Annotated in this window: 29 protein-coding genes and 2 tRNA genes; 21 read left to right on the top strand and 10 right to left on the bottom strand. The window is 51.7% G+C overall.

The window, feature by feature from the left end; translation table 11 throughout:
• The 4 genes from ACY430_RS02205 (at position 1) to ACY430_RS02190 (ending at position 2,757) form a co-directional block, all read left to right on the top strand.
• Complete coding sequence (locus ACY430_RS02205; protein WP_462137272.1) at positions 1-495, top strand: PaaI family thioesterase; 495 nt, start codon at positions 1-3, stop codon at positions 493-495.
• A gap of 96 nt (positions 496-591) precedes the next feature.
• Complete coding sequence (locus ACY430_RS02200) at positions 592-1,428, top strand: DNA-methyltransferase (RefSeq protein ID WP_462137271.1); 837 nt, start codon at positions 592-594, stop codon at positions 1,426-1,428.
• The gene (locus tag ACY430_RS02195; RefSeq protein WP_462137270.1) at positions 1,409-2,161 is read left to right on the top strand and encodes a hypothetical protein; all 753 of its coding nucleotides are present in this window, start codon (positions 1,409-1,411) and stop codon (positions 2,159-2,161) included. The genes ACY430_RS02200 and ACY430_RS02195 overlap by 20 nt, the downstream gene beginning before the upstream one ends.
• Positions 2,158-2,757, top strand: a complete 600-nt coding sequence (locus tag ACY430_RS02190; protein WP_462137269.1) for a glutathione S-transferase family protein — start codon at positions 2,158-2,160, stop codon at positions 2,755-2,757. Before ACY430_RS02195 ends, ACY430_RS02190 begins: the two co-directional genes overlap by 4 nt.
• A 1-nt stretch (position 2,758) precedes the next feature.
• Here ACY430_RS02190 and ACY430_RS02185 read toward each other — a convergent pair.
• Positions 2,759-2,835 (bottom strand) — tRNA-Gly (locus ACY430_RS02185).
• 55 nt (positions 2,836-2,890) lie between these two features.
• A tRNA-Gly gene (locus ACY430_RS02180) sits at positions 2,891-2,964 on the bottom strand.
• Positions 2,965-3,057: 93 nt separating this feature from the next.
• Here ACY430_RS02180 and proB point away from each other — a divergent pair.
• Complete coding sequence (proB, locus tag ACY430_RS02175) at positions 3,058-4,191, top strand: glutamate 5-kinase (RefSeq protein WP_462137268.1); 1,134 nt, start codon at positions 3,058-3,060, stop codon at positions 4,189-4,191.
• Between the two features lie 3 nt (positions 4,192-4,194).
• Here the strand turns inward: proB and ACY430_RS02170 are convergent, their stop codons facing one another.
• Together ACY430_RS02170 and ACY430_RS02165 are read right to left on the bottom strand one after the other, a co-directional pair.
• Entirely contained in the window at positions 4,195-5,325 is a 1,131-nt protein-coding gene (locus ACY430_RS02170; RefSeq protein WP_462137267.1) for a vWA domain-containing protein, read from the bottom strand.
• A gap of 170 nt (positions 5,326-5,495) precedes the next feature.
• Complete coding sequence (locus ACY430_RS02165) at positions 5,496-6,446, bottom strand: AAA family ATPase (protein WP_462137266.1); 951 nt, start codon at positions 6,444-6,446, stop codon at positions 5,496-5,498.
• 149 nt (positions 6,447-6,595) lie between these two features.
• Here ACY430_RS02165 and ACY430_RS02160 point away from each other — a divergent pair, with 149 nt between their 5' ends.
• From ACY430_RS02160 to guaA, 3 genes are read left to right on the top strand one after another with little or no spacing between them, the layout of a single operon-like run.
• Positions 6,596-7,075 (top strand): hypothetical protein, encoded by a 480-nt coding sequence (locus ACY430_RS02160; RefSeq protein ID WP_462137265.1) that lies wholly within the window; start codon positions 6,596-6,598, stop codon positions 7,073-7,075.
• Positions 7,076-7,105: 30 nt separating this feature from the next.
• Positions 7,106-8,581, top strand: a complete 1,476-nt coding sequence (guaB, locus tag ACY430_RS02155) for an IMP dehydrogenase (RefSeq protein WP_462137264.1) — start codon at positions 7,106-7,108, stop codon at positions 8,579-8,581.
• Positions 8,582-8,583: 2 nt separating this feature from the next.
• On the top strand, positions 8,584-10,119 hold the full coding sequence (guaA, locus tag ACY430_RS02150; protein ID WP_462137263.1) for a glutamine-hydrolyzing GMP synthase: 1,536 nt from the start codon (positions 8,584-8,586) through the stop codon (positions 10,117-10,119).
• A gap of 238 nt (positions 10,120-10,357) precedes the next feature.
• On the opposite strand, the gene ACY430_RS02145 is transcribed toward guaA, so the two are convergent.
• Genes ACY430_RS02145 through ACY430_RS02135 form a run of 3 tightly spaced genes read right to left on the bottom strand, consistent with a single transcriptional unit; the run spans position 10,358 to position 12,611 of the window.
• The gene (locus ACY430_RS02145) at positions 10,358-10,831 is read right to left on the bottom strand and encodes a hypothetical protein (RefSeq protein ID WP_462137262.1); all 474 of its coding nucleotides are present in this window, start codon (positions 10,829-10,831) and stop codon (positions 10,358-10,360) included.
• Positions 10,831-11,442 (bottom strand): hypothetical protein, encoded by a 612-nt coding sequence (locus ACY430_RS02140; RefSeq protein ID WP_462137261.1) that lies wholly within the window; start codon positions 11,440-11,442, stop codon positions 10,831-10,833. The genes ACY430_RS02145 and ACY430_RS02140 overlap by 1 nt, the downstream gene beginning before the upstream one ends.
• Positions 11,439-12,611, bottom strand: coding sequence for a S8 family serine peptidase (locus ACY430_RS02135; RefSeq protein ID WP_462137260.1), 1,173 nt, complete (start codon positions 12,609-12,611; stop codon positions 11,439-11,441). The genes ACY430_RS02140 and ACY430_RS02135 overlap by 4 nt, the downstream gene beginning before the upstream one ends.
• 112 nt (positions 12,612-12,723) lie before the next feature.
• Here ACY430_RS02135 and ACY430_RS02130 point away from each other — a divergent pair, with 112 nt between their 5' ends.
• Complete coding sequence (locus ACY430_RS02130) at positions 12,724-12,978, top strand: hypothetical protein (RefSeq protein ID WP_462137259.1); 255 nt, start codon at positions 12,724-12,726, stop codon at positions 12,976-12,978.
• A gap of 24 nt (positions 12,979-13,002) precedes the next feature.
• On the opposite strand, the gene ACY430_RS02125 is transcribed toward ACY430_RS02130, so the two are convergent.
• Together ACY430_RS02125 and ACY430_RS02120 are read right to left on the bottom strand one after the other, a co-directional pair.
• Positions 13,003-13,212: a hypothetical protein gene (locus tag ACY430_RS02125; protein ID WP_462137258.1), complete on the bottom strand. Its 210-nt coding sequence runs from the start codon at positions 13,210-13,212 to the stop codon at positions 13,003-13,005.
• Positions 13,209-13,391 carry a hypothetical protein gene (locus ACY430_RS02120; RefSeq protein WP_462137257.1) on the bottom strand — a complete coding sequence of 61 codons (183 nt, stop codon included), beginning with the start codon at positions 13,389-13,391 and terminating at the stop codon, positions 13,209-13,211. The genes ACY430_RS02125 and ACY430_RS02120 overlap by 4 nt, the downstream gene beginning before the upstream one ends.
• Positions 13,392-13,474: 83 nt before the next feature.
• Between ACY430_RS02120 and ACY430_RS02115 the strand changes: the two genes are divergently transcribed.
• The 4 genes from ACY430_RS02115 to ggt are packed head-to-tail and all read left to right on the top strand — an operon-like array spanning position 13,475 to position 16,603.
• Positions 13,475-14,263, top strand: a complete 789-nt coding sequence (locus ACY430_RS02115) for a type III pantothenate kinase (protein WP_462137256.1) — start codon at positions 13,475-13,477, stop codon at positions 14,261-14,263.
• Positions 14,250-14,645: a hypothetical protein gene (locus tag ACY430_RS02110; RefSeq protein ID WP_462137255.1), complete on the top strand. Its 396-nt coding sequence runs from the start codon at positions 14,250-14,252 to the stop codon at positions 14,643-14,645. Before ACY430_RS02115 ends, ACY430_RS02110 begins: the two co-directional genes overlap by 14 nt.
• Positions 14,638-14,922, top strand: coding sequence for a Dabb family protein (locus ACY430_RS02105; protein ID WP_462137254.1), 285 nt, complete (start codon positions 14,638-14,640; stop codon positions 14,920-14,922). Before ACY430_RS02110 ends, ACY430_RS02105 begins: the two co-directional genes overlap by 8 nt.
• Entirely contained in the window at positions 14,912-16,603 is a 1,692-nt protein-coding gene (gene ggt / locus ACY430_RS02100; protein ID WP_462137253.1) for a gamma-glutamyltransferase, read from the top strand. Before ACY430_RS02105 ends, ggt begins: the two co-directional genes overlap by 11 nt.
• Here the strand turns inward: ggt and tsaD are convergent.
• Positions 16,600-17,631: a tRNA (adenosine(37)-N6)-threonylcarbamoyltransferase complex transferase subunit TsaD gene (gene tsaD / locus ACY430_RS02095; RefSeq protein ID WP_462137252.1), complete on the bottom strand. Its 1,032-nt coding sequence runs from the start codon at positions 17,629-17,631 to the stop codon at positions 16,600-16,602. The genes ggt and tsaD overlap by 4 nt on opposite strands.
• 95 nt (positions 17,632-17,726) lie before the next feature.
• Here tsaD and thiC point away from each other — a divergent pair, with 95 nt between their 5' ends.
• From thiC to ACY430_RS02055, 8 genes are all read left to right on the top strand, one after another.
• Positions 17,727-19,490: a phosphomethylpyrimidine synthase ThiC gene (gene thiC / locus ACY430_RS02090; protein ID WP_462137251.1), complete on the top strand. Its 1,764-nt coding sequence runs from the start codon at positions 17,727-17,729 to the stop codon at positions 19,488-19,490.
• A gap of 14 nt (positions 19,491-19,504) precedes the next feature.
• Positions 19,505-20,566: a methyltransferase domain-containing protein gene (locus tag ACY430_RS02085; RefSeq protein ID WP_462137250.1), complete on the top strand. Its 1,062-nt coding sequence runs from the start codon at positions 19,505-19,507 to the stop codon at positions 20,564-20,566.
• A gap of 297 nt (positions 20,567-20,863) precedes the next feature.
• A complete protein-coding gene (gene carB, locus ACY430_RS02080; RefSeq protein WP_462137249.1) occupies positions 20,864-24,061 on the top strand; it encodes a carbamoyl-phosphate synthase large subunit in 3,198 nt (1,065 codons plus the stop codon).
• A 90-nt stretch (positions 24,062-24,151) separates the two neighbouring features.
• Positions 24,152-24,625, top strand: a complete 474-nt coding sequence (gene greA / locus ACY430_RS02075) for a transcription elongation factor GreA (RefSeq protein ID WP_462137248.1) — start codon at positions 24,152-24,154, stop codon at positions 24,623-24,625.
• Complete coding sequence (msrB, locus tag ACY430_RS02070) at positions 24,622-25,149, top strand: peptide-methionine (R)-S-oxide reductase MsrB (protein ID WP_462137247.1); 528 nt, start codon at positions 24,622-24,624, stop codon at positions 25,147-25,149. The genes greA and msrB overlap by 4 nt, the downstream gene beginning before the upstream one ends.
• Complete coding sequence (lspA, locus tag ACY430_RS02065) at positions 25,149-25,640, top strand: signal peptidase II (protein WP_462137463.1); 492 nt, start codon at positions 25,149-25,151, stop codon at positions 25,638-25,640. Before msrB ends, lspA begins: the two co-directional genes overlap by 1 nt.
• Complete coding sequence (locus ACY430_RS02060) at positions 25,621-26,226, top strand: riboflavin synthase (protein WP_462137246.1); 606 nt, start codon at positions 25,621-25,623, stop codon at positions 26,224-26,226. The genes lspA and ACY430_RS02060 overlap by 20 nt, the downstream gene beginning before the upstream one ends.
• The coding region (locus ACY430_RS02055) for a shikimate kinase (protein WP_462137462.1) at positions 26,210-26,509 on the top strand (300 nt) is incomplete at its 3' end. The genes ACY430_RS02060 and ACY430_RS02055, both read left to right, overlap by 17 nt.

Genomic DNA, 26,509 nt, shown 5'->3' with positions numbered 1-26,509 from the left:
ATGTCCCGCGAGATAGAAAATGTTTTCATAGACCTTCCGGGCAACAACTGCTTTGTCTGCCATCCGCAAAACGAGTTCGGGTTGCGGCTCAAATTCTACGCTGATGACGACACGGACGAAGTGTTCACGACTCTGACTCCCGAAAGGCATTTCAACGGTTTCCCTGGAATTGTTCACGGCGGAATTCAGTGCGCCGTTATTGACGAACTTTCCTTCTGGGCAATGTTTGACAAGGTTGGCAAAATCGGCGTTACAACGCGCATTGACCTGCGCTATCTCGCGCCGGTCGGTTTTGACTCTCCGCTTGAAGCGCGCGCAAAAGTGATTGAGCGGGACGGCAAAACCGTGCGCGTTTCGGCATCAATCAAGGGCGCGGACGGCAGGGATTCGGTGCGAGCCGTTGTTACCTACGCTCTTCCCGACAGAAAAACTCTGAACGCGATTCTCGGAGAAGATACGCTTAAAGGAAAATTTGAGAGGTATATTAAGGAGTAGAATTCTTTGTTATAATTTATTGACCCTACTATGAACCTTTGTGCTGAAAACGTAGAACAATACGGGAGTGCGTGCGATATACGCAATGAGGATTGTTTGAAGGGGCTGGACTCTTTGTCCTCCGAGTCTATCCATTTTGTTGCTACAGACCCTCCGTATTTTCTTGATGGAATGGGTGATGATTGGAACAAGGAAAAACTGAAAAAAAGAGTGAAGCCCGGAATAATAGGAGGGCTTCCTGCCGGAATGAAGTTTGACCGGAAACAAGCCAAACGGCTGAAATCCTTTATGCTTAAGGTTTCAGGAAAAATTTACAGAGTGTTAAAGCCCGGTGGTTTTGTTGCGGTATTCAGCCAAGCGCGTCTGTCTTACGCTATGGGTTCTGCTCTTGATGAAGCGGGTTTTGAAATCAGAGATATGCTTGCGTGGAAGTATGAAGGGCAAGCGAAAGCTTTTTCACAAGAACATTTTGTTCGTAAAATGAAAATCAGCAATAAGAGAAAACAAGAAATCCTTAAGGAGATTGCTGGCAAAAAGACACCTCAATTAAAACCTCAGTTTGAACCGATAATTTTGGCGCAAAAGCCCAGAAAAGGGACTTTTGTTGAAAATTGGATTTCCTATCAAACAGGTCTTATGTGTCCCGACCAGTCTTTTATGGGTAACGGTTTTCCGGGAACCATTCTCGAAGCTCCCAAGCCAAAGAAGGGAACGGAAGTTGGTCATATGACCGTAAAACCGGTTCCTGTAATGAGGCAGTTAATAAGATTGTTCACAATTGAGGGGCAGACGGTTTTGGATCCGTTTGTTGGTAGCGGAACAACAGCAGTTGCCGCTTTGCAGGACAACCGTAGGTTTATGGGTTTTGAAATAGACTCTGACTACACTCAAATTGCGCTAAAAAGGGTAAAAAGTGAGCAAGGTCTATTTTGAAAGAATTTCCCGCAAAAAAGCTCTTTCTGTTAAAAAACAAGAGCTGAACTCTGCTTTTCGAAACATTAAGACAGATTGGGAAGCGAACCTCAAAGCCCATGGTATTAAACTTCCCAAAAAGGGAACAGCCAAGTGGTATCAGTTGGCTGTTTTGAAGCATTTTCAAATGGAGGCAGTTCATAAGGACGATGTTGCCAACTTAATAAACAAATTGACCGGCAAAGCTGCAACCGACCAGCAAATAAGACATCTGAAGACACAAGGTGGCTGGCACATTTTAAATAAGGGTGATTCTTTCAAGTTTGGAAGAAAGGAGCGTTTTACTCCGCAGGGATGCCATGTTTTGATTACGACAAAAAAACCTATTCCTAATTCCACTCCAGGGAGGAGAAAGGTGGTCAGGAAAGGTGATTGGAAAAGTATCTTGAAAGAATATAAATACGCTTGTGCGTCTTGCGGAACGAAGATTGGAGAGCGTCACAGATTTGATTCAAGTTTAAAAGTCGAATCTCTTGAAAAGGGACATATGAATCCCAATAAATCGCTTGAACCCGGCAATATCATTCCACAGTGTCACTGGTGTAACAAAACTGCTCTAGGAGACTTTACTTTTGATGAGCAAGGGAGACCTCGAACAATTGCAAGTGTTAGGCCTGTAAGTAGAGCAGATGAAGAAGTAATAAACAAAGTGGAAGAGTGGATGCTAAATAGGAAAGGTCAAAAATCTAAATGAAACTCTACACCCACCCGCTTTCGGGCAACGCATATAAATCCGAACTGCTGCTTTCGTATCTCGGCGCGGAGTTTGAGAAAATCGTCATTGATATATTCAAAGGCGAACATCAGACCGATGAGTTCAAAAAACTTAATCCAAACTGCAAAATTCCGGTTCTTGTGGACGGCGATTTTGTGATGTGGGAGTCAAACGCGCTTCTGTTTTACATTGCCCGAAAGTTCGCGCCAAACCCCTATTTGCCGGAAGACCCCGAAGGGTTCGGCAAAGTTGCCCAGTGGGTTGTTTTCGGGAAAACAACTCTGGACACTCCGCTCGCGCTCGCGCGTTTCTGGACTAAATATCTGTCGCCCGACAAGGTTGACGCGGACGCGCTTGAGCAAAAACGTGCCGAAGGGCGCGCGGCGCTTGAGGTTTTCAACGGTTGCCTCGCCGGGCGTGAGTTTCTCGCGGGCTCATATACAATAGCGGACATTGCCTGTTATCCGTATGTCGCGCTCGCGAATGAGGGCGAGATTGATATTTCGCAATACCCCGAAGTCGCTAAATGGGTAAAAAGGGTTGAGTCTCAACCCGGTTTTGTCTCAATGGGTTGAATGGAGCGGGAGACGGGATTCGAACCCGCGACCTTTTCCTTGGCAAGGAAACGCTCTAGCCAGCTGAGCTACTCCCGCGAAAAGAAATAATGAGGATATTACTCACACTTTTCGTTGTCAACAGGGAAATTTGAGCGGGAGACGGGATTCGAACCCGCGACCCTTTGCTTGGGAAGCAAATGCTCTGGCCAACTGAGCTACTCCCGCGGTTTTTATTTACTTTTCACCGCAAAAGTGGAAAATATCACCAGTCCGGGGCGCTGTCAATCAGCGTCCGGAGTTCTCCGCGAGAGTATTAAAATGTCAGTAAAAAACAGGATCTTTGTGAAGAACGCGAAAACCGCCGTTATTAAAATCGGCAGCAGCGTTCTGCTTTCCGGCTCGTCCCTTGATGAAACCGTTTTCGGGCGAATCGCCCGGCAGGTTGCTTGCTTGCGCGAAGCGGGGATAAGGGTCGTAATAGTGTCTTCGGGCGCAATCGCGGCGGGAATGAAACAACTCGGGCTCCGCACGCGCCCCGACACAATACGCAAAAAGCAGGCGGTCGCCGCGTGCGGGCAGAGCAATCTTATCCGCAACTACGAAACGGCTTTTTTCAAAAACGGTTTTTCTGTGGCGCAGGTACTGCTCACCCAGGACGGACTTTCGGACAGGCGCTGTTTTTTGAACGCACGCGGCGCCCTCAGCGAGTTGTTGCAAATGGGCGTCATTCCGGTTGTGAACGAAAATGACACTGTCGCGGTTGAAGAGATAATGTTTGGCGACAACGACAATCTTGCGGCGATTGTCGCCGCTTTTGTTGAGGCGGATTTGCTGCTTATGCTAACCAACACGGACGGCGTTTATGACTCCAATCCCGAAAACGATTCAAACGCCCGGCTTCTGCCCGTCATAAAAAACATAGACGCAGTGATTGAAAAAAGCGCGGGCGGCACTTCAGGAGCAACCACCACCGGCGGCATGAAAACAAAGCTGCAGGCGGCGGCGAAAGCGTCCGCATTCGGGATTCCCACCATCATAGCGGACGGCAGGGATTTTGAGAACATAGGGAAGATTTTCAGAGGCGATGAAGTGGGAACGCTTGTTGTTCCGACCGGCGAAAAACTCGCCGCGCGCAAACACTGGATCGCGCACACGCTCAAACCCAGAGGGGAAATAACCCTTGATGAAGGCGCGTCCAAAGCGGTGGGCGGGGAGGGCAAAAGTTTGCTGCCTTCGGGAGTTACAAAAGTCAGCGGAGAGTTTGGCAGGGGTGATCCCGTTTTGTGCCTTGACCCGCAGGGCGCGGAAGTCGCGCGCGGGCTGGTGTCGTATTCATCTGATGAGGTTGAAAGAATTCGCGGCGCAAAAGCTGCGGAGATTGAGGCGATACTTGGCTATAAATACGGCAACGAAATCATACACCGTGACAATCTTGTCGTATTGGTGAAATAAGATTTACAGTTTTCCCGTTACCGTGTGAATTTTGTGCGAGAAAGCCGCTTTGATGGGGTCAAAACTTTCGTTTTTTTCGGCTTTTCTGGCGTAGTTGCTTATGAATTTGTCTTTGCGCTCAACCTGCATTACGTTTTCTCCGTCTCTGAACGCGACAAACTGCGTTCCGAAAGTTTCCTCTGAGATTTTCTGCAAAATCGGCGGATAGTTTTTTGAGCCGATGAAGATTGAATGGATACGGATGCCGAGTTGCTGAGTTTTTTTCACGATTTCGCGCAAAGGGCGCGGCTCTTGCGTGGCGCGGTTCGGCGCTCCGGCGTTAAGATAGTCCGTCAAATCCTCTTTTTTATTCAGCCGGGGTGTGCGCCGCCGCGCTTCTTTGTCGTCATCTTCAAGCCGGATGTCACCGGAAGTGGGAATTCCGTCCGTTATGAAAAGTATGTGTTTGTTTCTGCGACCGCGCCCTTTGAATTCCGAAATAGTTGTTTTCAGCGCTTCTTCGTAGTTTGTATTGCCCGAGCAGTCGGTTGATTCCGCCATGTCCATAAGCCACGGATACTCTCTTGAGAAGATGCTGCGTTTGCCTTTCTGTCGCTCATAGGGGTCCGCCTTGTGATTGAACTCAAGGTAGCCGCATCTCATGTTTTTTGTTCTCGCGAGCTCTATGACGCCCCCCACCACCGATGATGCCCACTCGCTGTGTGTTCCCATCATCGAGGTGCTGACATCCCGTAGAATGGCGATTTCGCCCCCCGTTGACTCTCTTTCCCTGAACTGAACGCGCGGCAGGATCGGCGAAGTTGTGTCTGACCAGAGAAAAAACTCAAGCGGGTCTGCGTCCTCAAGGTCAAAAGAGTTCATCCTCCGCCACCGCCTCGGCATTCCGCCGGGGTGGCTGGTTTTTGTCGCCATGTTTCTCTGAAAATTGCCTTCAAGAACCTTCATTATCATTTTGATGTTTTGCGCCGTTTCGTAGTTTTTCTTCTGCTGGTTCACATCTTCATCAATGTTCCCGGCGCGGAAGGATTTACTTGAAGTGGTTTTGTCGGACAGCTCTTTGTCTTCTTCGCCGGCGGACTGTTCGGGCTGTCCTTTGGGGTCGGACGGAATGTCCATTCCCTCAGGCGGTGTCATTTTCTGTTCCTGAAGGTCTTGCATAACCTGAAAAAAAGTCTGGCGGGCGTCGTCATGCTCCTCTTCGGCCTCTTTTTCAGCGTTTTCGTCGGGATGCTCTTCTTTCTGATTCTCAGGGAGGTTTTTGTCAAACTCCGAAAGAGGCTCAGTATCTTGTTCCGGCTGCCGGGTCAGGCGTTCTTGCGGACTTTTTTTTTAGTCATTAAGCGCTCAAGGATTGCGTCCAGTTGCTCATAAACATCGGGTGGAATACGAAAGACGGTCATGTATTTCATCACTTCAAGGTCTTTCATCACGCACGATTTTCTTCCGTTCAGAACTGCGTTAGCCCTGATGATTTTGAGCGCCTTGACGAAAAAAGTTCTGTCCGAAATAAGCGAGTTGGTTTCATCAAGTCCAAAATCTTCAACAAGTATGCGTACAAACTCTCCGAGCCCCTCCTGAACCTCTTTGGGTATGGGGACTGCTTTGACCCGGGCATGCAGTTTGTCCAGCTGTTTTCTGTCCAGCAGTTTGGGAATGGCAACCTTTTCGTCCCGCCCGGAATAGAGAGAAATAATCTGCTGTGCGGATTTCCAGTCGCGCATGTGAGAGGTGCCGACCGATTTAATTTGCAGCACAAACCTGTCCAGATTGGCGGGGTCAAGCGGCTCATTGTAGTATTCGTCCGCGGTGGGGTTGCTTGTGGCGATTGCCGTCATAAGGGGCAAAGAGTCTTCAAAGAATTTTCTTTCGTTCAGTATCCGCAGAAGCACATTCAACGATTCTCCGGGAGCTCTTGAGATGTCATCAAGCAGACAGATTTCCGCCGTCAGAATTCCGCCTTTGATGATTTTCTGCCGGATGATTTCTTCCTCATCGGTTGCCTCTTTTGATATGACCATATCTCCCACAAGTTCAGAAAGCCGCGTGTCTCTGTGGAGTTGGTAAAAGAAAAATTTGAGTTGGGCGCTCGCCGCTATAATCTCCGACAGCATTGTTTTTGCCGTTCCGGGAGGCCCCTCAATGTATATGTGTTCTCTGGAAAGAATGCCGAGCAACAGGGAGGTCTTAACTTCCCTGTGACCTATTATGTGCCTATCAAGCTCCTTCCTGAGTTTTTGAAACAGTGCTTTACTCATTTCTTAAAGGTCACTAATTATTCCATAACGTTATACGCAACATTGTCTGTCCGCAAACAGCCCGGACGGAAAAATCTTGCGTTCTGTTTTGCGCGCCCGCCCGTTCCTTGATTTATAGTTCCTTGTTGTGTAAAATGCTCCCTTTCCAAATGAAGCCCACTCGAATAAAGATGAGCATAAGCCAGGACGGGCTTTTGCCGCAGGAGAGCATCGAACTTGGCGAAACGCTTCTGCAAAACTTCCCGAAAAAACTGATGAGCGCGCTCGACTTTGAAAGAGTTGATAGCTCAGGAAAGAAAACAACCTTCATCGGCATAATGCCGGTTTTTGTTGTGATTGGCGAAAAGACGCAGGAGATTGAAATAGAGTTGACGGTGGCCCATCCTGAATTGCGCGACAAAGTGGTTGAGATTTTCACTTCGAAGCCTTCTGAGGTTCCGGCGGTCGCTCACAAAAAGGGAAAACCCAAACCGGCGCCAAAAGCAAAACCCCTTTCAAAGTCCGCACCGAAAGCCAAGCCCGTGCTTTCAAAACCCGCGAAGAAAAGTCCGGCAAAACCCGCTCCCAAAGCAAAGGCGAAACCATCTGTGAAAAAGAAGAAAATTTCAAAAGGGAGAACAAAGAAGTAGAAACCTCGTATCTTGCGGAGTTTGAAGAAGATGCCGGACAACAAATTAGAACAAGCCCTTACCTTTGACGACATACTGCTTGTTCCGTCTTTTTCCGAAGTCCTTCCGGGCGATGTTGATGTTTCCACTTCGCTCACAAAATCCATACGGCTTAGCATTCCCCTCATAAGCGCGGCAATGGACACTGTTACCGAATCCAAAACCGCGATAGCGATGGCGCAGGAGGGGGGAATAGGGGTCATACACAGAAATCTTGACACTAACGCGCAAGCCGCCGAGGTGGAAAAGGTAAAAAAATACGAGAGCGGAATGATTGTAAGCCCGCTTACCGTCCGTCCGTCTCACACGGCGAAAGAGGCGCTGGACATAATGACCTCAAACAGCATAACGGGGCTTCCCGTTACGGAAGAAAACGGCGCACTTGTCGGCATCATAACAAACCGGGATTTGAGATTTGAAAAACGGCTCTCCCGCTCGGTCAGGGAGATAATGACCCCGAAAGAGAGGCTTGTTACGGTCAAAGAGGGCAAAGTTACAACGGACAAAGCCACGGGGCTTCTGCACAAATTCAGAGTGGAAAAACTTCCCGTCGTGGATTCCCGTTTCCGCCTCAAGGGAATGATAACAATGAAGGATATTGAAAAAATCCGGAAATTCCCACACGCCTCAAAAGACAGCTACGGACGGCTCAGGTGCGCGGCGGCCATCGGAGTGGGTCCCGACAGGGACGAAAGGGTTGAGAAAGTAAAAGCGGCGGGATGTGATGTTATTTTTGTGGATACGGCTCACGCTCACTCAGAACGGGTGATTAAAAGCGTGCGCGAAATCAAATCCGCTTTTAGCGGGCTTGAAGTGGTGGCGGGCAACATAGCGACCGCCGAAGCCGCCAAAGCCCTTATAGATGCCGGTGCGGACGCGCTCAAAGTCGGGGTGGGCCCCGGTTCAATTTGCACTACAAGGGTTGTCGCGGGAGTCGGAATGCCGCAAATCGCCGCCATTTCAAAGGTGTATCCGGTCGCGCGCAAGCGGGGGATCCCCGTCATCGCAGACGGAGGAATCAAGTTTTCCGGCGATGTCGTAAAGGCAATCGCGTTCGGCGCGTCTTCGGTGATGATGGGCAATATGTTCGCCGGCACGGACGAGGCGCCCGGGGAAGTGGTTTTATTTCAGGGCAGAACATACAAGGTTTACAGGGGCATGGGTTCAATTGAGTCAATGCGCGAGGGTAAAAGCCGCGACAGATACGCTCAGGAAAACATCGCCGAAACCGGCAAACTTGTTCCCGAAGGTATTGAGGGCAGAGTTCCGTACAGGGGCAGTCTCGGCTCGATTGTTTATCAGATAGTTGGCGGTCTCAGGGCGGGCATGGGCTATGTCGGTTGCTCCGATATAGAGAAACTCAAGCGGTATTCAAAATTTGTTCAAATCACAAACGCGGGGCATAGAGAGGGGCACGTCCACGATGTCATCATCACCCGCGAGGCGCCGAACTACAGGATAGAGTAGTTTTGAAGAAACAGACTGTTCTTGTAATTGATTTCGGGTCTCAATACACTCGCATTATAGCCCGTCGCATACGCGAGAAGGGTGTTTTTTCCGAAATCAAACAGCACACAATCACAGCGAGCGAAGTGAGCGAAATATCGCCGAGCGCAATAGTGCTGTCGGGCGGACCCTCAAGCGTCCGGGACGACGGTGCGCCCGGTCTTGACGGCGAAATTTTTGAGATGGGAATTCCGATTCTCGGCATCTGTTACGGAATGCAGTTGCTTGTCCGTATGCTCGGAGGAGAGGTTGAGGAGTCTTCCAAAAGGGAGTTCGGACCTGCAACCATTGAGATTTCAGACCCGAACGGGCTGTTTGCGGGGTTTTCCGGGTCCGCAGACGTATGGATGTCCCACGGAGATAAAGTCGTAAAACTGCCGGACGGGTTTGAGATAACCGCCCGAACCTCAAATGCTCCCGCGGCGGCGATAAAACACAGCCGGAAAAAAATCTTCGGCACGCAGTTTCACCCTGAAGTGGCCCACACTCCCAAAGGCGGGAAAATGCTTGCCAATTTTCTGTTTGAGACCGCCGGATGCGAAAAGACATGGACGCCGGAAGTTTTTACCGAAAGGGCGGTCGCATCCATCCGCGAACGGGTCGGCAAATCGCGCGTTATCTGCGCGCTGTCCGGCGGAGTTGATTCATCGGTAACCGCGGCGCTTCTGCGCGAGGCGGTCGGCAAGTCTCTCGTATGCATTTTCGTTGACACGGGGCTTCTGCGGCTGGGCGAGGGCGATGAGGTTGTGGAGATGTTTTCCAACTCCGGCATTGAGGTTAAGCGCGTCAACGAAGGCGGGCGTTTTCTGAAACAACTCAAAGGCGTTTCCGCTCCCGAAGAAAAACGGAAGATTATCGGACGCGAATTCATCAAAGTTTTTGAGCGCGAAGCGAAGACGATAGAAGGCGCGGATTTTCTCGCGCAGGGCACGTTGTATCCCGATGTGATAGAGAGCGCGACCGCGCACGGTTCCGCCGCCACAATTAAAACTCACCACAACGTGGGCGGTCTGCCCGAAACAATGAACCTGAAACTCGTTGAGCCTCTTTGCGAACTTTTCAAAGACGAAGTGAGAAAGGTGGGGCTGCATCTGGGACTACCCGCAACAATGATTAACCGCCATCCGTTTCCCGGTCCGGGGCTCGCAATCAGGATTCTCGGAGAAATTAAGCCCGAGTCCGTTGATATGCTCCGCCGCGCCGATGCCATATACATTGACGAGATACGAAAAGCGGGGATTTACGACGAGATATGGCAGGCGTTCGCGGTCTTTCTTCCCGTGCGCGCGGTCGGTGTTATGGGAGACAAACGAACCTATGACAACGTTATCGCGCTCAGGGCTGTAACCAGCACGGACGGAATGACCGCCGACTGGGCGAAAATTCCGCCCGAAGTTCTGGAAAAAATATCAACGCGAATAATAAACGAGATTGAAGGCGTGGGACGAGTCGTTTACGACATCTCCACAAAACCGCCCGGAACGATTGAATGGGAGTGAGGAATGTATAACAAAATAAATGATTTCTTAAAGAGTCCGATTGGTAAAACAATTCTGGCTTTGGTCATAGTTGTATCCCTTTATTATATTATGTCCCCTTATCAAAATTGTATGAGGGAAGCATCTGGTTTGAAGAGGATAGCTAATTACTGCATAGCCAAAACTAGTTGGTGAAAGACAGTGAAGGGACTCTGCGTTTGCCGAGCGCTTTTTCCGGCTTTGTCTTTTCCTTATTAAATCAGTCAAAGTTTTTGACTGTGAAATCGTGCCGCCCCGGATAGCCCCAAAAGGTGTACACCAAGCGATAGCGACTGCCAGCGGTGTATCGCCGGGGGTCGAGCGCCAGCACATAGGATTGCTCAAGTTGCCGCGCGGGTCCCAGCCTGTCAAAGGCGACGGTTTGGATGCACGACCTGTTCGGCATGGATTGAACCACATCCCCGGCGGCGACCACCCGCCACCGAAAAACCGCGCAAGGCGTGCCGGCGCTCAACTCAAGCGTCTGCCGGCGATGATTGCGCAAGCGCACGGTAACCGGCAGTTCCATGACCGCGCCCGCGGCTTGATTCTCCGCCGGCAAGCGGATTGCCTTTGACGCAATGATGTCAACCGATGCCGGAGCGTCAGCGAGCGGCCGGGCTTGGCAACCAACAACGCCCGCCAGCGCGACCATCAGCAAGGCGTTTCGCGTAAAACAAAAAAATGGGCGCATCAAAAAGAATGCGAGACCATCAGTTGGAAATGTTGTTGCAGACGCCGGCGCGATTGGCGATGATCGCTCCAGGCGGTCAGCGTCGGGCAATAATACGCGCGGTTATACTCATCGCGGCAGGGGTTTTCCGACACCTTGCCGCCGACCCAGCCGCCCGCGCCGACCGCGACCAGGGTTTGCTTCGCTACTTGAAAGGTGCGGGTATAGCCGACAAACAACGCCGGATTGACCCTGATTTTCTCGGCGGAAAAACCGGTGTCGAAGCCTACGGAAAAAATCTCGCCGGCAGTGCGGCCGGCGTAATGCAGCACCATTTTCGCCTGCATGCCATTGGGGCGGTAAAAACGCGACACATCGTATTCCACGGTTTCGCTGTACGAATGGACAACGCCCGGGCGCTTCATCAGCCGCCTGCCGTCCGCCAGGTAAATATCGTCAGCGCTGGAGTCGGCGATGCGCATGCTGCCAATCCACGGCGTCGCCGGCACCGCGTTTTGTTGTTTCGCCGCCACGGCGATGCGTACCAGGTCCATGCCGCCATTCACCGCCGCCGCGGTGTATGGCACGCACCAAATCAGTGCCCATAAGGCGATTTTACAGGCGTGCATCATCTCAGTTTCCCGATTGGCGACAAGGCATCGCCAATGCTTACCCTCCCTTGCCCGTAGGTTTCCACGTTGCAACTTGGGTGGCAGAAGATCCCCTCCGTGGTGGCGGTGTCGAGCAGTATTTTCGCGGTTTGCGCGCCGGTCAGGCCGGGGAACTTGTGCCTGACCAATGCGGCATGCCCGGCCACTCGCGGGGCGGAGAAGGAAGTGCCGACCCCCTCCGAGAATTCGTCATACACGAACCGCGGGTTATCGCATGTTGCAGGGGTGTCGTCGTTAGCGCAAAGATACGCGCTGTCGCTGTAGGGCGTGCCGCCGTATTCCACTAAAAACCGATTCTGCATATTGGTTCGCGAGCCGGCCACCGCGCTATATGAAGCAATGCTTGCATTGGGGGAAACATTTCCCTCACCGGGGGGAGGGGGAGGGGCGAGGTGCGTGGTGATTTTCTCGCCTGCGCGGTTGCGGGTTTTTGCCGCATTTAGATTTGTCGTTGCCGCCGGGCGCGCGTAGTTATCCAACGCCCCCACAATCAAGGCGCGCGGTCCGGTATGGGGGTCAAGAATCAAGGCGACATTATCAACATACCGACTCGCGTCTACACCGCCCTCATTGCCGGCGGCTTTGGTAATCACCGCATCACCGGTATTGGTTAAAAACGCCGTGCCCCCACTCAACCCGGCGGTTAAATCGGCATACAAGTCGGGCCGCATTCCGGTTATTTTGTAGCGTTCCACCTGGTCGTCGCTTGCGTGGTCACCTATCGGATCAAGCCCAAAACTCATGTTGATAACATCAATGCGCGTAGCCGGGGATCTTCCGCTGCCGGATTCCGGTGGAATATAGGTATCCCGATAATTTCGACCAGTGCCTCCTCCCGAAATAGATGTTCCTGATTCCAGGCTTAAAAATGATGCGCCCGGCGCAATCTCGCGGGCCGACAGACCCACGGTATAGCCGTGTGTGCCGCGGGTGTCATGGCTGTGAGTTGGAGCATACGGCGGCCCGCCAAAGGAATCAATGATGAGGACATTAACGCCTGCCCCCGTCCAACCCGCCCGCCACGCATCGCGCACATCCTGCGGTGGATTAGGCACGGATAAACGTGGGCCGGATTGTTGATCCTGTATGCGGAGATACCCCGGCGGCGCGGTTAGTCCATCAACATACACTCTGGTATCAACAGACCGGATATCAACTAAAGCGCCACCCGCCGCACCGGTATAGCATCCGTCCCCTTGCGGGTTGCCCGGGCGGCAACTCGCCATATAGTAAGGGTCTTGTGTGCCGGCGCCAGCCGCCGGAATTAACGAATTTAGTATGCCGCCCGATGTCGGCGGCGGTGGCGGCGGTGGCGGCGGTGTAACTGTTGTAGTTGGTGGTGTTGTGGTCGGTGGCGTTGTGGCTGCCGTACCGCCGCCGCCAGCGCATCCCGCCACCAGCAACACTCCCATAGTCAACAGGGCTCCTTTGAGTACGCATCCGCTCACCTTCAGTCGCATTTTTGAAACCAAACCCCGGCACGGCGGACGGAACTGAGAAATCAGCCGCCGTCTTTTTTCTCTACTTCTCTTTCTTAAAAAGCGCGAAATCACGGTATGAAGCGACAAGTTCCCAGCCGTCTGTGCCGAGTTTGCCGAGCGCTTTTTCCATCTCTTTAGCGCCTTTTCCGGCTTTGTCTTTTCCTTTCTCAACCGAAACATTTATGTCGTGATCCGAAGAGTCCCCGAACATATTCCGCCACGGAACGACTTTATACTGCCACTTTTTCATTCGGTTTCTTTCTCGGGAGAGTCGTTTTCGTCCTCATCTTTGCCGATTGTTTCAAACTCCCCATTTTCGCTTGAGTCTTTGAGTTCTTTCATGTGTTTGTCAAAGTCGCTTTTTGAAATTCGTCCTTCGGCTATGTTTCTTTCCGCAGTCCGCAAGTCAAAAAGATTTTTTTTGTCCATTATTGAAAACTCCCCTGTTTTTGAGAATAGGCACCCGCTCTTGCCAATGCCGCAATGGTGTTACAATCTATACGGTTTTGCAAGTGGATAAAAGCAGCGTAAATAATTTGCTGGCGGTTGATGTCGGCAACACAAGTGCGGACGCGGCGATGTTCGGCAACTGCGATGCGCCGTTGGATAAATGGCGCGTTGAGGGGCATGTTGAGGTCCCGCTTGAGCGCTCGGATACGCTCGCGGGCGTTCTGGCTGACAGTTTCGGCGCGGTTCCGCAAGCCGCGGTTGTCGGTTCGGTCGCGGAAAGCCGTTTTTCACTCTCGGCGGCAAAGGCGGTTGAAAGCGCTTTCGGTTTAAAACCGCTCATGGCGGATTGCGAGATGGAAACGGGCCTTGAAATCGTCTATGAAAACCCGGGTGAACTTGGAATTGACCGTCTTGCCAACGCCGCGGCTCTGTTCTCTTTGACCTGCGGCGCATGCATAGCCGTTGACCTCGGAACTGCCACAACTTTTGATTGCGTTTCTTCCGAAGGGGGCTATCTGGGCGGCGCAATCGCGGCGGGATTTGAGTCATTCCGTAAAGCGCTTCCGCTTGATGCGCCCGCGCTTCCGGTTGTTCCCGCCGAGTTTCCGCATTCGGTTATGGGCTCAAACACTCAAGACTGTATCAAGTCCGGAACAATGTTCGGTTATGCCCTGATGGTTGACGCGATGGTGAGGTCCCTCTCATCCAAGATGGATGCCGCGCCGCGGGTTTTTGCCACCGGCGGATTTTCCGGGCTTTTTTCAGACCGATGCGAAACTTTTTCCGCCACAGACCCTTTGCTTACCCTGAAAGGGCTTGTGATAATTTTGATTAAAAATGCCTCCTTATAAAAAAACGGAAGGGTTTTTTCTTTATAAAAAAGATGCGGAAAAGCCGCATTTTGTTCTCATCATCGGTTCAAGGGGGTGGATTGTGCCTTTTCTTGATCCCTTTGAAGCGGCGAAAAAACGGCTTGCAGTGGAGGTTAAGCCCGATGAGGCGGGGATTACGCGACCGTTTGATTCCGCAGCGGATTTGGTTGAGAAGGGACGGGTTGTTATGAATAAGGGCGGCGATGGGAAAATTGATTTTACCGTCCGCGAAACTTCCGGCGTGGTTATGAGCGGCGATTTTGTTTTTATTCTGCCCTCATGGGGCAGGAGGACGAAACGGCGTTTGTGGTTGCTGGTAAAATCGGGAAAATCAAAATACAAAGGAGACGAAAATGCTTAAACATGTAGTTATGTGGCGGCTCAAAGACGCGGAAAAAAACGCTTCCGCACTCAAAAATATGCTTGAGGGACTCGCGGAGAAAATACCGCAAATCGTGAAGATTGAAGCCGGGTTAAATTTCAACACTTCGGAAAACGCCTCGGACATCGTTCTGTATTCGGAGTTTGAGGACTCCGCCGCGCTTGCCGCCTACCAGAAGCATCCGGACCATGTCAAAGTGGCTGAGTTTTTGAAAGGAACGGCAACCGACAGGCGGGTCGTTGATTATGAGGACTGACATACTCCGTGTATTTGCGACAACTTGCTTTGTTTTAACGGTTTTTTTCTTTCAAACGCCTTCCGCAGTTTCGGCGGCGGGAATTGTGAGCGCGGCAAACCCTTACGCCGCCCGTGCGGCGGTGGAAATTCTTCGCAAAGGCGGCTCCGCCGTTGACGCGGCCATATCCGCGCAGATGGTTTTGAACCTTGTTGAGCCTCAGTCTTCAGGTATTGGAGGGGGCGGTTTTATGCTTCACTGGGACGGCATCGCGGGGAAACTCACAACTTTTGACGGAAGGGAAACCGCTCCGTTCGCCATTTCGGGCGGGTTGTTTGTCCGGGAAGGCAAACCGGTGGCATGGGACGAAGCCGCCGCAAGCGGAAAATCGGTCGGCGCTCCCGGACTGATTGCGATGCTTGAAAAGGCGCACCGAAAACACGGCAATCTGAAATGGGCGGCTCTTTTTGAGCAGGCAATCAATCTTTCAAAAAACGGTTTTGCAGTCTCTCCGCGGCTTAGCGCCATGATTGAAAAAAACCGGCGAAGCGGTCTCGCCAAATATTCTGCGGCGCGTTCATATTTCTTCCGGCCTTCGGGGAAATCCGTTGCTTCGGGTTCGGTTTTGAAAAATCCCAATCTGGCGGAAAGTTTTGAGGCCGTGGCGAAAAAAGGCGCGCGCACTTTCCATCGCGGGCGTTTGGCGCATGAAATTGCGGAAAAAGTCCGCGATGCCGGCGGTTTTCTTTCTGTTTCAGACCTTCGTCGATACAAAGCCGTTTCCAGAAATCCTGTTTGCGGTTCATACCGCTCATACCTTGTTTGCGGAATGGGTCCGCCGACTTCAGGTGGGCTGACCGTTATTCAAATCTTGAAAATGCTTGAACGGTTTAATATGGGGTCTTTGCATCCGATGTCGGCGCGGGCGGCGCACCTTTTTACTCAGGCATCGCGGCTCGCTTACGCTGACAGGGACGTTCACATTGCCGACCCCGATTTTCACCCGGTTCCCGTGGAAAAATTGACGGATTCTAAATACCTCAAACGGCGTTCGCTGCTGATAGATGAGCGGGCGGAAAAAGGCAAAATGTTTTCCGGAATCGCGGGATGCCGGGCGCGCCCGGAGGGCGGCGCGTCCGAACTTCCTTCAACAACCCATATCTCCGTTGTTGACGAATGGGGCAACGCGGTTTCAATGACTTCAAGCATAGAGAGGGCTTTTGGCTCCGGAGTGATGGCGGGCGGATTTTTGCTTAACAATCAACTTACCGATTTTTCATTCTCCGAATTCGGCCAAAACGGGTGCCCGATTGCCAACCGCGTGGAGCCCGGCAAAAGACCCCGCAGTTCAATGTCTCCGATGATGGTTTTTGACCGTAACGGGGAACTTGTTCTTATAATCGGCTCTCCGGGCGGAAGCCGTATAATAAGCTACGTAACCCAAACCATTGTGGCGGTTCTGGATTGGGGGTTGGATATTCAAAAAGCCGTTTCCCTCGGGCACTATGTTAACCGCAACGGGGAAACGGAGATTGAAACGGGCACCGAAGCGGAGAGTCTCGCGCCCGCTCTTGAGAAACTCGGACACAAGGTAAGAATCACCGAACTTGAAAGCGGACTTCACGGTATTGAATTTACGCCGGACGGCGTTCGGGGCGGGGCCGATCCAAGGCGCGAAGGGGTTGTTTTGCGGACGGATTAAAACTTCGTTTTTCCACGCCGTATTTTAACCCGTGAAGTGGAAAACGCGGCGACATCAAGACTCGCGGTTTGCCCTTTTTTCAGTTTGTAAAAACCCAGTGCGGCAATCATCGCCGCGTTGTCCGTGCATAGGGACGGAGACGGAATGGCGAGTTTGATTTTCCGCTCTTTGAAAATCTCCGAGGATTTTTCCCTGAGTCGCGAATTGCAGGCAACCCCGCCCGTTATTACGAAGTTTTTAATTCCGGTTTTTTCCGAGGCGAGGAGGGATTTTTCAATTAGCGTGTCAACAATCGCTTCCTGATAACCGGCGCAGACGTCCGGCAAATCCGCTTCGGAGGGCGCGCCGTTTTTCTCAACCGAACGAACAAGCGAGGTTTTGAGCCCGCTGAAACTGAACCATAGCGTGTCCTGCCCGGAAAGCGGGCGGGGGAATCTTATTTTGCTCCGGTCGCCGCTTTTTGCCACGCGGTCTATTTCCGCTCCGCCCGGATACCCCAGCCCCAGCACTTTCGCCGCTTTGTCAAACGCCTCTCCCGCCGCGTCATCGCGGGTTGCGCCGAGAATTTCAAACTCCACGGCATTTCTGACAAGGTAAAGAGATGTATGCCCGCCCGACACCACAAGGGCTATAAACGGAAACTCCACATCCCGCTCTATTGCAGCCGCAGCCGCATGCGCTTGCAAATGATCAACCGCGACAAGAGGAAGCCCGAGCGCCGCGCACAACGATTTTGCCGCAGTCAGCCCTATCATAAGACAGCCCAGCAACCCGGGACCCTGAGTAGCCGCAATGGCGTCAATTTCATCAAGCGCCACGCCTGCGGAATCAAGCGCGTCTTCCAGAACCGGAATGATCGCTTCAAGGTGCCGGCGCGAAGCGATTTCGGGAACAACGCCGCCGAACGGTTTATGAGTTGAAATTTGAGACCAAACAATGTTTGAAAGAACATCTTTGCCGTCCCTTACCACCGCCGCCGAAGTTTCATCGCACGACGACTCTATTCCAAGCACGGTTGTTCGGTTCATCGCGGGTGGAATTCTACACTGCTTTTCTCAAAAACCCCGCGTTTGTGTTATACTGCTCTTTCACAATGACTGCTCCTTCACAAGGCGCTTTTTGAATGCCCGGCAACCAACAAAACGGCGGAACTGTTGACCACCGTCCCTTTCCCGCTTCAAAGAAGATTTATATTGAAGGAGAATTGCACAATGGCGTCCGTGTCGCGATGAGGCGCGTTGAACTTGAAGAGACCGGCGGCGTTCCCAATCCTCCCGTTGTTATTTATGACACAAGCGGCCCCTACACCGACCCCGATGAAAAAATAGATGTGCGTGCGGGGCTCAAGCCCGTGAGGACTGAATGGATAAAAGACAGGGGTGATGTTGAGATTCTCGCCGCTTTCAGTTCGTCCTGCTCATGCGGCCCCGAAGATGCCGCGCCAAAAGAGGTTTTAGGTTCTGCAAAAAAACCCTTGAGGGCGAAACCGGGCTCCTGCGTAACCCAGATGAGTTACGCGCGGCGCGGAATCATCACCTCTGAAATGGAATACGCCGCGATAAGGGAGGGCAAGCCGCCCGAATTTGTGCGCGATGAGATTGCGCGCGGAAGGGCGATAATTCCGAGCAACATCAACCATCCCGAATCCGAGCCAATGGTCATCGGGCGCAAATTCCTTGTAAAGGTGAATGCCAATATCGGCAATTCCGCGGTTACTTCGAGCATAGAAGAGGAGGTTGAAAAGGCGGTGTGGTCTTGCAGATGGGGCGCGGACACAATAATGGATCTTTCCACGGGCGACAGGATTCATCAGACAAGGGAATGGATAATAAGAAACTCGCCGGTTCCCGTGGGCACGGTTCCCGTATATCAGGCGCTTGAAAAGGTTTCGGGCAAACCCGAAGAGCTGACATGGGACGTTTTCAAAGACACTTTGATTGAGCAGGCGGAGCAGGGCGTTGACTATTTCACAATTCACGCCGGAGTTCTGCTCCGGTACATTCCGCTGACCGCAGGGCGCCTTACGGGCATTGTTTCGCGCGGCGGCTCAATAATGGCGAAATGGTGCCTCGCGCACCACAGGGAAAACTTTCTTTACGAGCGGTTTGAGGAAATATGCGAAATAATGAGGGTTTACGATGTTGCTTTCTCCCTCGGAGACGGGCTCAGACCGGGTTCAATTGCGGATGCCAATGACAAAGCGCAATTCGCCGAACTTGAAACCCTTGGCGAGCTCACAAAAACGGCGTGGGAAAACGATGTGCAGGTGATGATAGAGGGTCCCGGACATGTTCCGATGCATTTGATAAAAGAGAACGTTGACAAGGAGATTGAGATTTGCTCTGACGCTCCGTTCTATACGCTCGGCCCCCTCACGACCGATATTGCTCCCGCCTACGACCACATAACTTCGGCAATCGGCGCGGCGGAAATCGGGCGCCACGGCGCGGCGATGCTTTGCTATGTTACGCCCAAAGAGCATTTGGGGCTTCCAAACAAACAGGATGTTAAGGAAGGCGTAATCGCCTATAAAATCGCCGCTCATGCCGCCGACCTTGCCAAGGGGCACCCACGCGCGCAGGAAAGAGATGACGCGCTTAGCAAGGCGCGTTTTGATTTTCGCTGGAATGACCAGTTCAACCTGTCGCTTGACCCCGATACGGCGCGCAAATACCACGATGAGACACTGCCGTCCGATAACGCGAAAAGCGCGCATTTCTGCTCAATGTGCGGGCCCAAGTTCTGCTCAATGGAAATTACCCGGCAAATCCGCGACTATGCCGAAAAAGAGGGCGTTACGGAGAGCGAAGCGGTCAAAAGGGGATTGAAGGAAAAAGCCGAAGAGTTCAAAGAGCGCGGTGGTGAGATTTACAGCGAAGAGGCATAGGGGAGAATATGTCAATGGAAGCGAATGAAGTGCAAAAAACACTTGAGATGGTTAAACGGTATTACGGCAAAGTTCTCAAATCGTCCACTGATTTGAAGACAAACGCTTGTTGTTGTGCCGAGCCGGACCCCGAAATTGCCGGAGTTGCTTCACAGATTCATGAAGAGGTCGTCTCAAGATCCTACGGTTGCGGCTCGGTTATTCCGCCCGTGCTTGAAGGAATGAGGGTTCTTGACCTCGGCTCCGGTTCCGGGCGTGACGCTTTTATTCTTTCAAAACTTGTGGGAGAGAGCGGCTCGGTTGTCGGCATTGACATGACCGATGAGCAGTTGGAAGTTGCGAACCGTCATATTGACTACCAAACCGAAGTTTTTGGCTATGAAAAACCGAATGTGGTTTTCAAAAAAGGATACATGGAACTGCTCGAAGATGCCGGAATAGGGAAGGGAGAGTTTGATATCGCCGTTTCCAACTGCGTGGTGAACCTCTCTCCCGACAAAAACGCCGTTTTGAGGCAGATTTACCGCGCTCTGAAGCCGGGCGGGGAGTTTTATTTCAGCGATGTTTACGCAGACAGACGCATTGACCCCGAAATTGCCCGAGACCCGGTTCTCTATGGCGAATGTCTCGGTGGAGCTCTCTACACGGGTGATTTTCGCCGCATAGCCGCATCCGCAGGATTTCCCGATTGCAGGATTGCCGCGTCAAATTCCATAGAAACTACTGATGAAAAGGTGTTATCGCTCGTAGGCGATGTAAATTTTACTTCCGTAACTCACAGGCTTTTCAAGGTTGACGGTCTTGAAGACGCCTGTGAAGACTACGGACAGGCGGTACGCTATAAAGGCGGAATTGACGGTTACCCGTCCCACTTTGACCTGGACAACGGGCACAGATTTGAGAAGGGCAGGGTTTTTCCAGTCTGCGCGAACACTTTTCTGATGCTGGAACAGACCCGCTTCAGAAAATATTTTGACTTTTTCGGAGACATGAGCCGCCACCTCGGACTGTTCGCGGATTGCGGAAATCCGGCTCCCGATTCAACCTCTCAAACCGGCAAATCTTCGTGCTGTTAAAAAAACCTTGAAAGAGGTTTTACGCGCTGTATTTTGTGCTGATTTTGACACAAACAATAGCCTTTTTTACCTCTTTTACGGAGAATTGTAATTCCCTTGAGATATTAAATTCTACAACAATATGAATATATTAGCATATATTGCTAACGTCATATCTAATTGTGGTTTTGTTAACTCGTTTGGTTAACCGTGTAATGTGTTTCTTCATGCGTCAGGTGGTATGTTTTTCATCTTCCGGTGGTTTGTGAGCGGTTGCGGCGGTGTGGTTTGTTCGGTATAAATTGAGACTGAATTTCCATGCCTAAACGAACAGATATTGAAAGCATTTTGCTGATTGGGTCGGGCCCCATAATTATCGGGCAGGCGTGTGAGTTTGACTACTCCGGTACCCAGGCGTGCAAAGAGCTCAAAAAAGAGGGATACAAGACAATTCTTGTCAACAGCAACCCCGCGACCATTATGACGGACCCCGCAGTTGCGGACAGAACCTACATAGAGCCGATTGAGCCCGAAACGGTTGCAAAAATCATTGAAAAAGAACGTCCGGACGCTCTTTTGCCAACACTCGGAGGGCAAACGGCACTAAATACCGCCGTGAGCCTTGCCGAAAACGGAACGCTTGAAAAATTCGGCGTCCGCCTCATCGGAGCTAATCCTGAAGCGATAAAAAAAGCCGAAAGCAGGGAACAGTTTAAGGAGGCGATGCTGAAAATAGGGCTCCGCCTGCCTGAAAGCGGGCCTGCGCGAACCGTTGAAGAGGCGTGGAAAGTTGTTGGCAAAATCGGATTTCCCGCGATTATCCGCTCTTCTTTCACGCTTGGCGGCAGCGGTGGCGGCATCGCGTATAACAAAGAGGAATTTCCGCTTTACGTTGAGGCGGGGCTGGATTCCAGCCCGATAGGGGAGATTTTGATTGAGCAGTCGGTTCTCGGATGGAAAGAGTTTGAGCTTGAAGTCATGCGGGACATGAGAGATAACGTGGTGATTATATGCTCAATTGAAAATCTTGACCCGATGGGCGTTCACACGGGGGACAGCATAACGGTCGCGCCTGCGCAAACCCTGACGGACAAAGAGTATCAACGCCTCAGGGACGCGTCCGTCGCGATTATAAGGGAGATAGGTGTTGAGACGGGCGGCTCAAACATACAGTTTGCCGTTAACCCCGAAAACGGTGAATTTGTTGTAATTGAGATGAATCCGCGAGTTTCGCGCAGTTCCGCGCTCGCTTCAAAAGCAACCGGTTTCCCGATAGCGAAAATCGCGGCAAAACTTGCCGTGGGTTACACGCTTGATGAAATCTCAAACGACATAACGCGCTACACGCCCGCCTCGTTTGAGCCCACAATAGACTATGTTGTCGTCAAAATTCCGCGCTTCGCATTTGAGAAATTTCCCGAAACCCCGTCTCTGCTGACAACTCAGATGAAATCGGTCGGCGAAGCGATGGCGATTGGAAGAACTTTCAAGGAGTCTTTCAACAAAGCCATCAGGTCTCTTGAAACAGACCGCTCTTTTCTTGAACAGATTTCGGACGACCCCGAATTTGTCAGGCAGAAACTGAGCATTCCGGGCCCCGACAGAGTTTGGTTCGTTGCGGACGCTTTCAGGCTTGGCTTTGACGAAGACGAGATTCACCGGCTTACCACGATAGACCCCTGGTTTCTGCGCAACATATCTCAGATAGTTGAGCAGGAGAAAATTATCAAAAGCCACGGCGCGGATATGCCGCCCGAAGTTCTCAGGCGCTCAAAAGAAATGGGTTTTTCAGACTTTGCCATCGCCTCACTCACGGCTTCCGATGAAGACGAAATACGCATGCGGCGGCACGAAGCGGGAATCGTTCCCTCATACAAGATGGTTGACACCTGCGCGGCGGAGTTTGAGTCCTACACGCCATATCTGTATTCATCATACGACCCGCATAGTGAAGCGCCCGTTACGGACAATAGGAAAATTATGATTCTCGGCAGCGGGCCCAACAGAATAGGGCAGGGCATAGAGTTTGATTACTGCTGTGTTCATGCGGCGTTTGCCGCCAAAGAGCGCGGGTATGAGACAATTATGGTCAACTGCAATCCCGAAACCGTCAGTACGGATTACGACACTTCCGACCTCCTTTACTTTGAGCCGCTGACCCTTGAAGACGTGCTTGCGATAGTGGACAGGGAGAAACCCGAAGGCGTAATCGTCAATTTCGGCGGGCAGACGCCCCTCAATCTTGCCATTCCGCTTGAAGAGCGCGGCGTTAAAATTCTCGGCACTTCGCCCGACAGTATAGACCTTGCCGAAGACAGGGAAAGGTTCAACAAACTTGTGTCCGAATTGGGGTTGAAGCAACCCGGAGGAGCCATAGCAAGAAGCGCGGAAGAGGCGGTTATCAGCGCGAACTCAATCGGTTATCCCGTTGTCGTGCGCCCGTCATACGTTCTGGGCGGCAGGGCGATGGAGATTGTTTACAAAGAGGGCGACCTTGTGCGCTACATCAACGAAGCCGTCAGGGTCTCGCCCAACCGTCCAATACTCATAGATGAGTTTATGAAGAATTCGGGCGAGGTTGATGTTGACGCCGTTTGCGACGGCAAAACCGTTGTGGTCGGGGCGGTGATGGAGCACATAGAGGAGGCGGGAGTTCATTCAGGTGACAGCGCGATGATAACGCCTCCGGTTTCAATGGAGAAAAAGACGGTTGATAAAATCATCGCACAGACAAAGGCGCTTGCGCTCGCGCTTGATGTTCGCGGTCTTTTGAATGTGCAGTTTGCCGTTCGTGACGGAGAGGTTTTCATAATTGAGGTGAACCCCAGAGCGAGCAGAACCGTGCCTTTCATCAGCAAAGCCATAGGCGTGCCGCTTGCCAAGGTGGCAACCCACATCATGACCGGAATGACACTTGAAGAGATAGGTTTCACAAAAGAGGTTGAGCCGCGGGTGTTTTGCGTGAAAGAGTCGGTTTTTCCGTTCCTGCGCTTTGCCGGAGTGGATACGATTCTCGGTCCCGAAATGAAATCAACGGGCGAGGTTATGGGAATGGACGCCAATATGAATATGGCTTTTGCCAAATCGCAGATTGCCGCGGGCAATCCGCTTCCGGTTTCAGGAACGGCTTTTATAAGCGTGAGAGACGAAGACAAAACGGACACCACGGTTGACATGGCGCGCAGGCTCGCCACGGCGGATTTTGAGGTCGTTGCCACCGCGGGGACAGCGCGGTTTTTGTCCGGCGCGGGAGTTGAGTGCAAAACGGTCAAAAAGGTCAAAGAGGGAAGACCCAACATCGTTGACCTTCTGAAAAACAAGAATGTTCATCTGGTAATTAACACCACAACGGACAAAGAACAGGTTCTTCAATCGTTTTCCATCAGGCGCACTTCGCTTGTGCACGGGGTTCCGTATTTCACAACCATTGAGGGCGCGTGCGCGGCGGTCGGAGCCATAGAGGAGATGTCAGACAAAAGCTTCACCGTGAGCGCGTTGCAGGATTTTGAGAATTGACGAAATCGCAAATCTTCTCCATCCGGCATAACACTGACTCTTTTTTTCATTTATAATTCTTTTAATTTACTACTCTGTGGATTTAGAAATATGAGTGACAGAATTCCAATAACGCCGGGCGGTTATGAGAGGCTCAAAGAAGAGCTTGTTCACCTCAAGAATGTTGAACGGCCGGAAGTGATAAAGCAGCTTGAATACGCGCGCAGTCTGGGCGATTTGTCTGAGAACGCCGAGTATGAGGCGGCAAAAGACAAGCAGTCAATGATTGAGGGCAGAATAAAGGACGTTGAATCGAAAATCGGGCTCGCCGAGATCATTGACCCCGTTCAGATTAAGAACAAAGACAAGGTTGTTTTCGGCCTCACCGTTACCGTTGAAGACATTGAAACCGGAGAGGCGAAAAAATATCAGCTCGTCGGTCCCGACGAGACCGATCCTGACAGCGGACTTATTTCCATAACCTCGCCCATAGGCAAAGCCCTTGTAGGCAGGGAACTTGACGACGAAGTCAAAGTAATGGCTCCGGGGGGAATGCGGGAATTAGTGATAACCGCCATAGATTGAGCAGGCGCGCTTCGGTGTTGGCGCGGGGTTTTGCGGCTTGCGCGCTTGTGTTTGCTTTCATCGTTTGCGACGCCGACGCGAGCGAGGAGTATCCCTCCCATCTTGACGGCATTAACGCAGACCGTTTTGACTGGAAATCCACAACTGAAGATTACTGGCGCTCGGTTCTTTCGCCAAAACGGTTCAAGGTATGCAGGAAGGGCGGGACGGAATTTCCATATACGGGCAAATACAACAGTTTCTACAAAAAAGGAATTTACAAATGCTCAAGTTGCGGCCTCACGCTGTTTTCATCCGAACATAAATACGATTCCCACACGGGGTGGCCCAGTTTCTGGCGCTCGATTTCACCCGATGCGGTGGATTACAGGGAAGACCGTTTGTACGGGATGACGAGAATCGAAATTGTCTGCGGCAGATGCGGAGCGCATCTCGGACATGTTTTCAACGACGGACCCGAACCGACCGGAAAACGTTATTGCGTTAATTCCGTGTGCCTTTTTCATGAAAGGCGGGACTTTTGATGCTACGGAAAAGATGGCAGTTTTTCGCAGTTGTTTTTCTTGTTGTTCTCTGCGACAGGGTTTCAAAAGCGGTTGTTTCCGAAACTCTGATTCCGGGCTCGTCCGTTGCGGCGGCGTCATTTCTTGACATCGTTCATTATAGGAATTCCGGCATAGCGTTCGGAATGCTGAGAGACCTTGAGGGCGCGTCCCGCGCCGCGCTTTACGGCGGAGCGCTTGTTGCCGCATTTGTTTTCGCGTTTCTGTTTTTAAGGCACGGCGACAGAAGGGGAATCTTCATCGGTTTTATTCTCGGCGGGGCGATTGGAAACTCCATTGACAGGTTTGCGTTGGGGTATGTGACTGATTTTTTGGAATTTCACTGGTTCGGAAGCGAAACGCTACGCTGGCCCGCGTTCAACGCCGCGGACATGTTCATAACTGTCGGCACGGCGGCGCTTATGGTAAATTTGTTTGTGAAGAGACGGCACGGTGTTCACGGGAATAGTTGAAGATACGGGAGAGGTCAGTCTTGTTCGTCCGCAGGGCGAAACCTTAATTGGCATAACTCCCTCAAAATTTGACACGGGCTCCATGCAAATCGGTGAAAGTCTCGCCGTAAACGGTGTCTGTTTGACAGTTGTTTCGGTTGAAAACGGGGCTTTTTTTGTTCAGGCGTCCAATGAAACTTTGTCAAAAACCACACTTGGCGAAGTGGCGCAGGGGGCGGTTGTAAATCTTGAAAAGTCTGTTTCTCCGGACGGGTTGATGGGCGGGCATATCGTAACCGGGCACATAGACGGCGTCGGGGAAATTGAGTCAACCGCAGAGCGCGGAGAGTCGGTGGAGTTTATTGTTTCACTGCCGCCGGGTTTTATGAAATATGTCGCTCCCAAGGGCTGTATCGCGCTCAACGGTGTGAGCCTGACGGTCAACGATGTGGACGGCAACAGGTTTTCGGTCAACATAATCCCGCACACTCTTTTTCACACGACTTTTTCGTCTTTGTCGGCGGAAAGCAAAGTGAATTTTGAGTGTGATATTGTAGCAAAATACGTTGAGAGGCTGATTGGTTTTGGCGGTGAAAAAACCTCCTGAAAAAATCTTTCTTACCGGCTTTATGGGTGCGGGAAAAACAACCGTTGGCTCCATTTTAGCCGGGAAAATCGGTGCGCAATTTTGCGATTTGGACGCTTTCATAAGTGCTCGCGAGTCCGCAAGCGTGGACGACATAATTTCCTTGCGTGGAGAGGCGGAGTTCAGAAAACTGGAGTCCGAAGCGCTTGTCGCAATGTGTGAAAAACCCGGTTTCGGGGTTATCGCAACCGGTGGCGGAATTGTGCTTTCCGAAAGCAACCGCGCCGCTATGAAACAAGCGGGC

Source organism: Candidatus Mycalebacterium sp. (assembly GCF_977828045.1).
The sequence above is the reverse complement of the archived record's forward strand: the minus strand, read 5'-3'. Positions and strand labels throughout refer to the sequence as shown.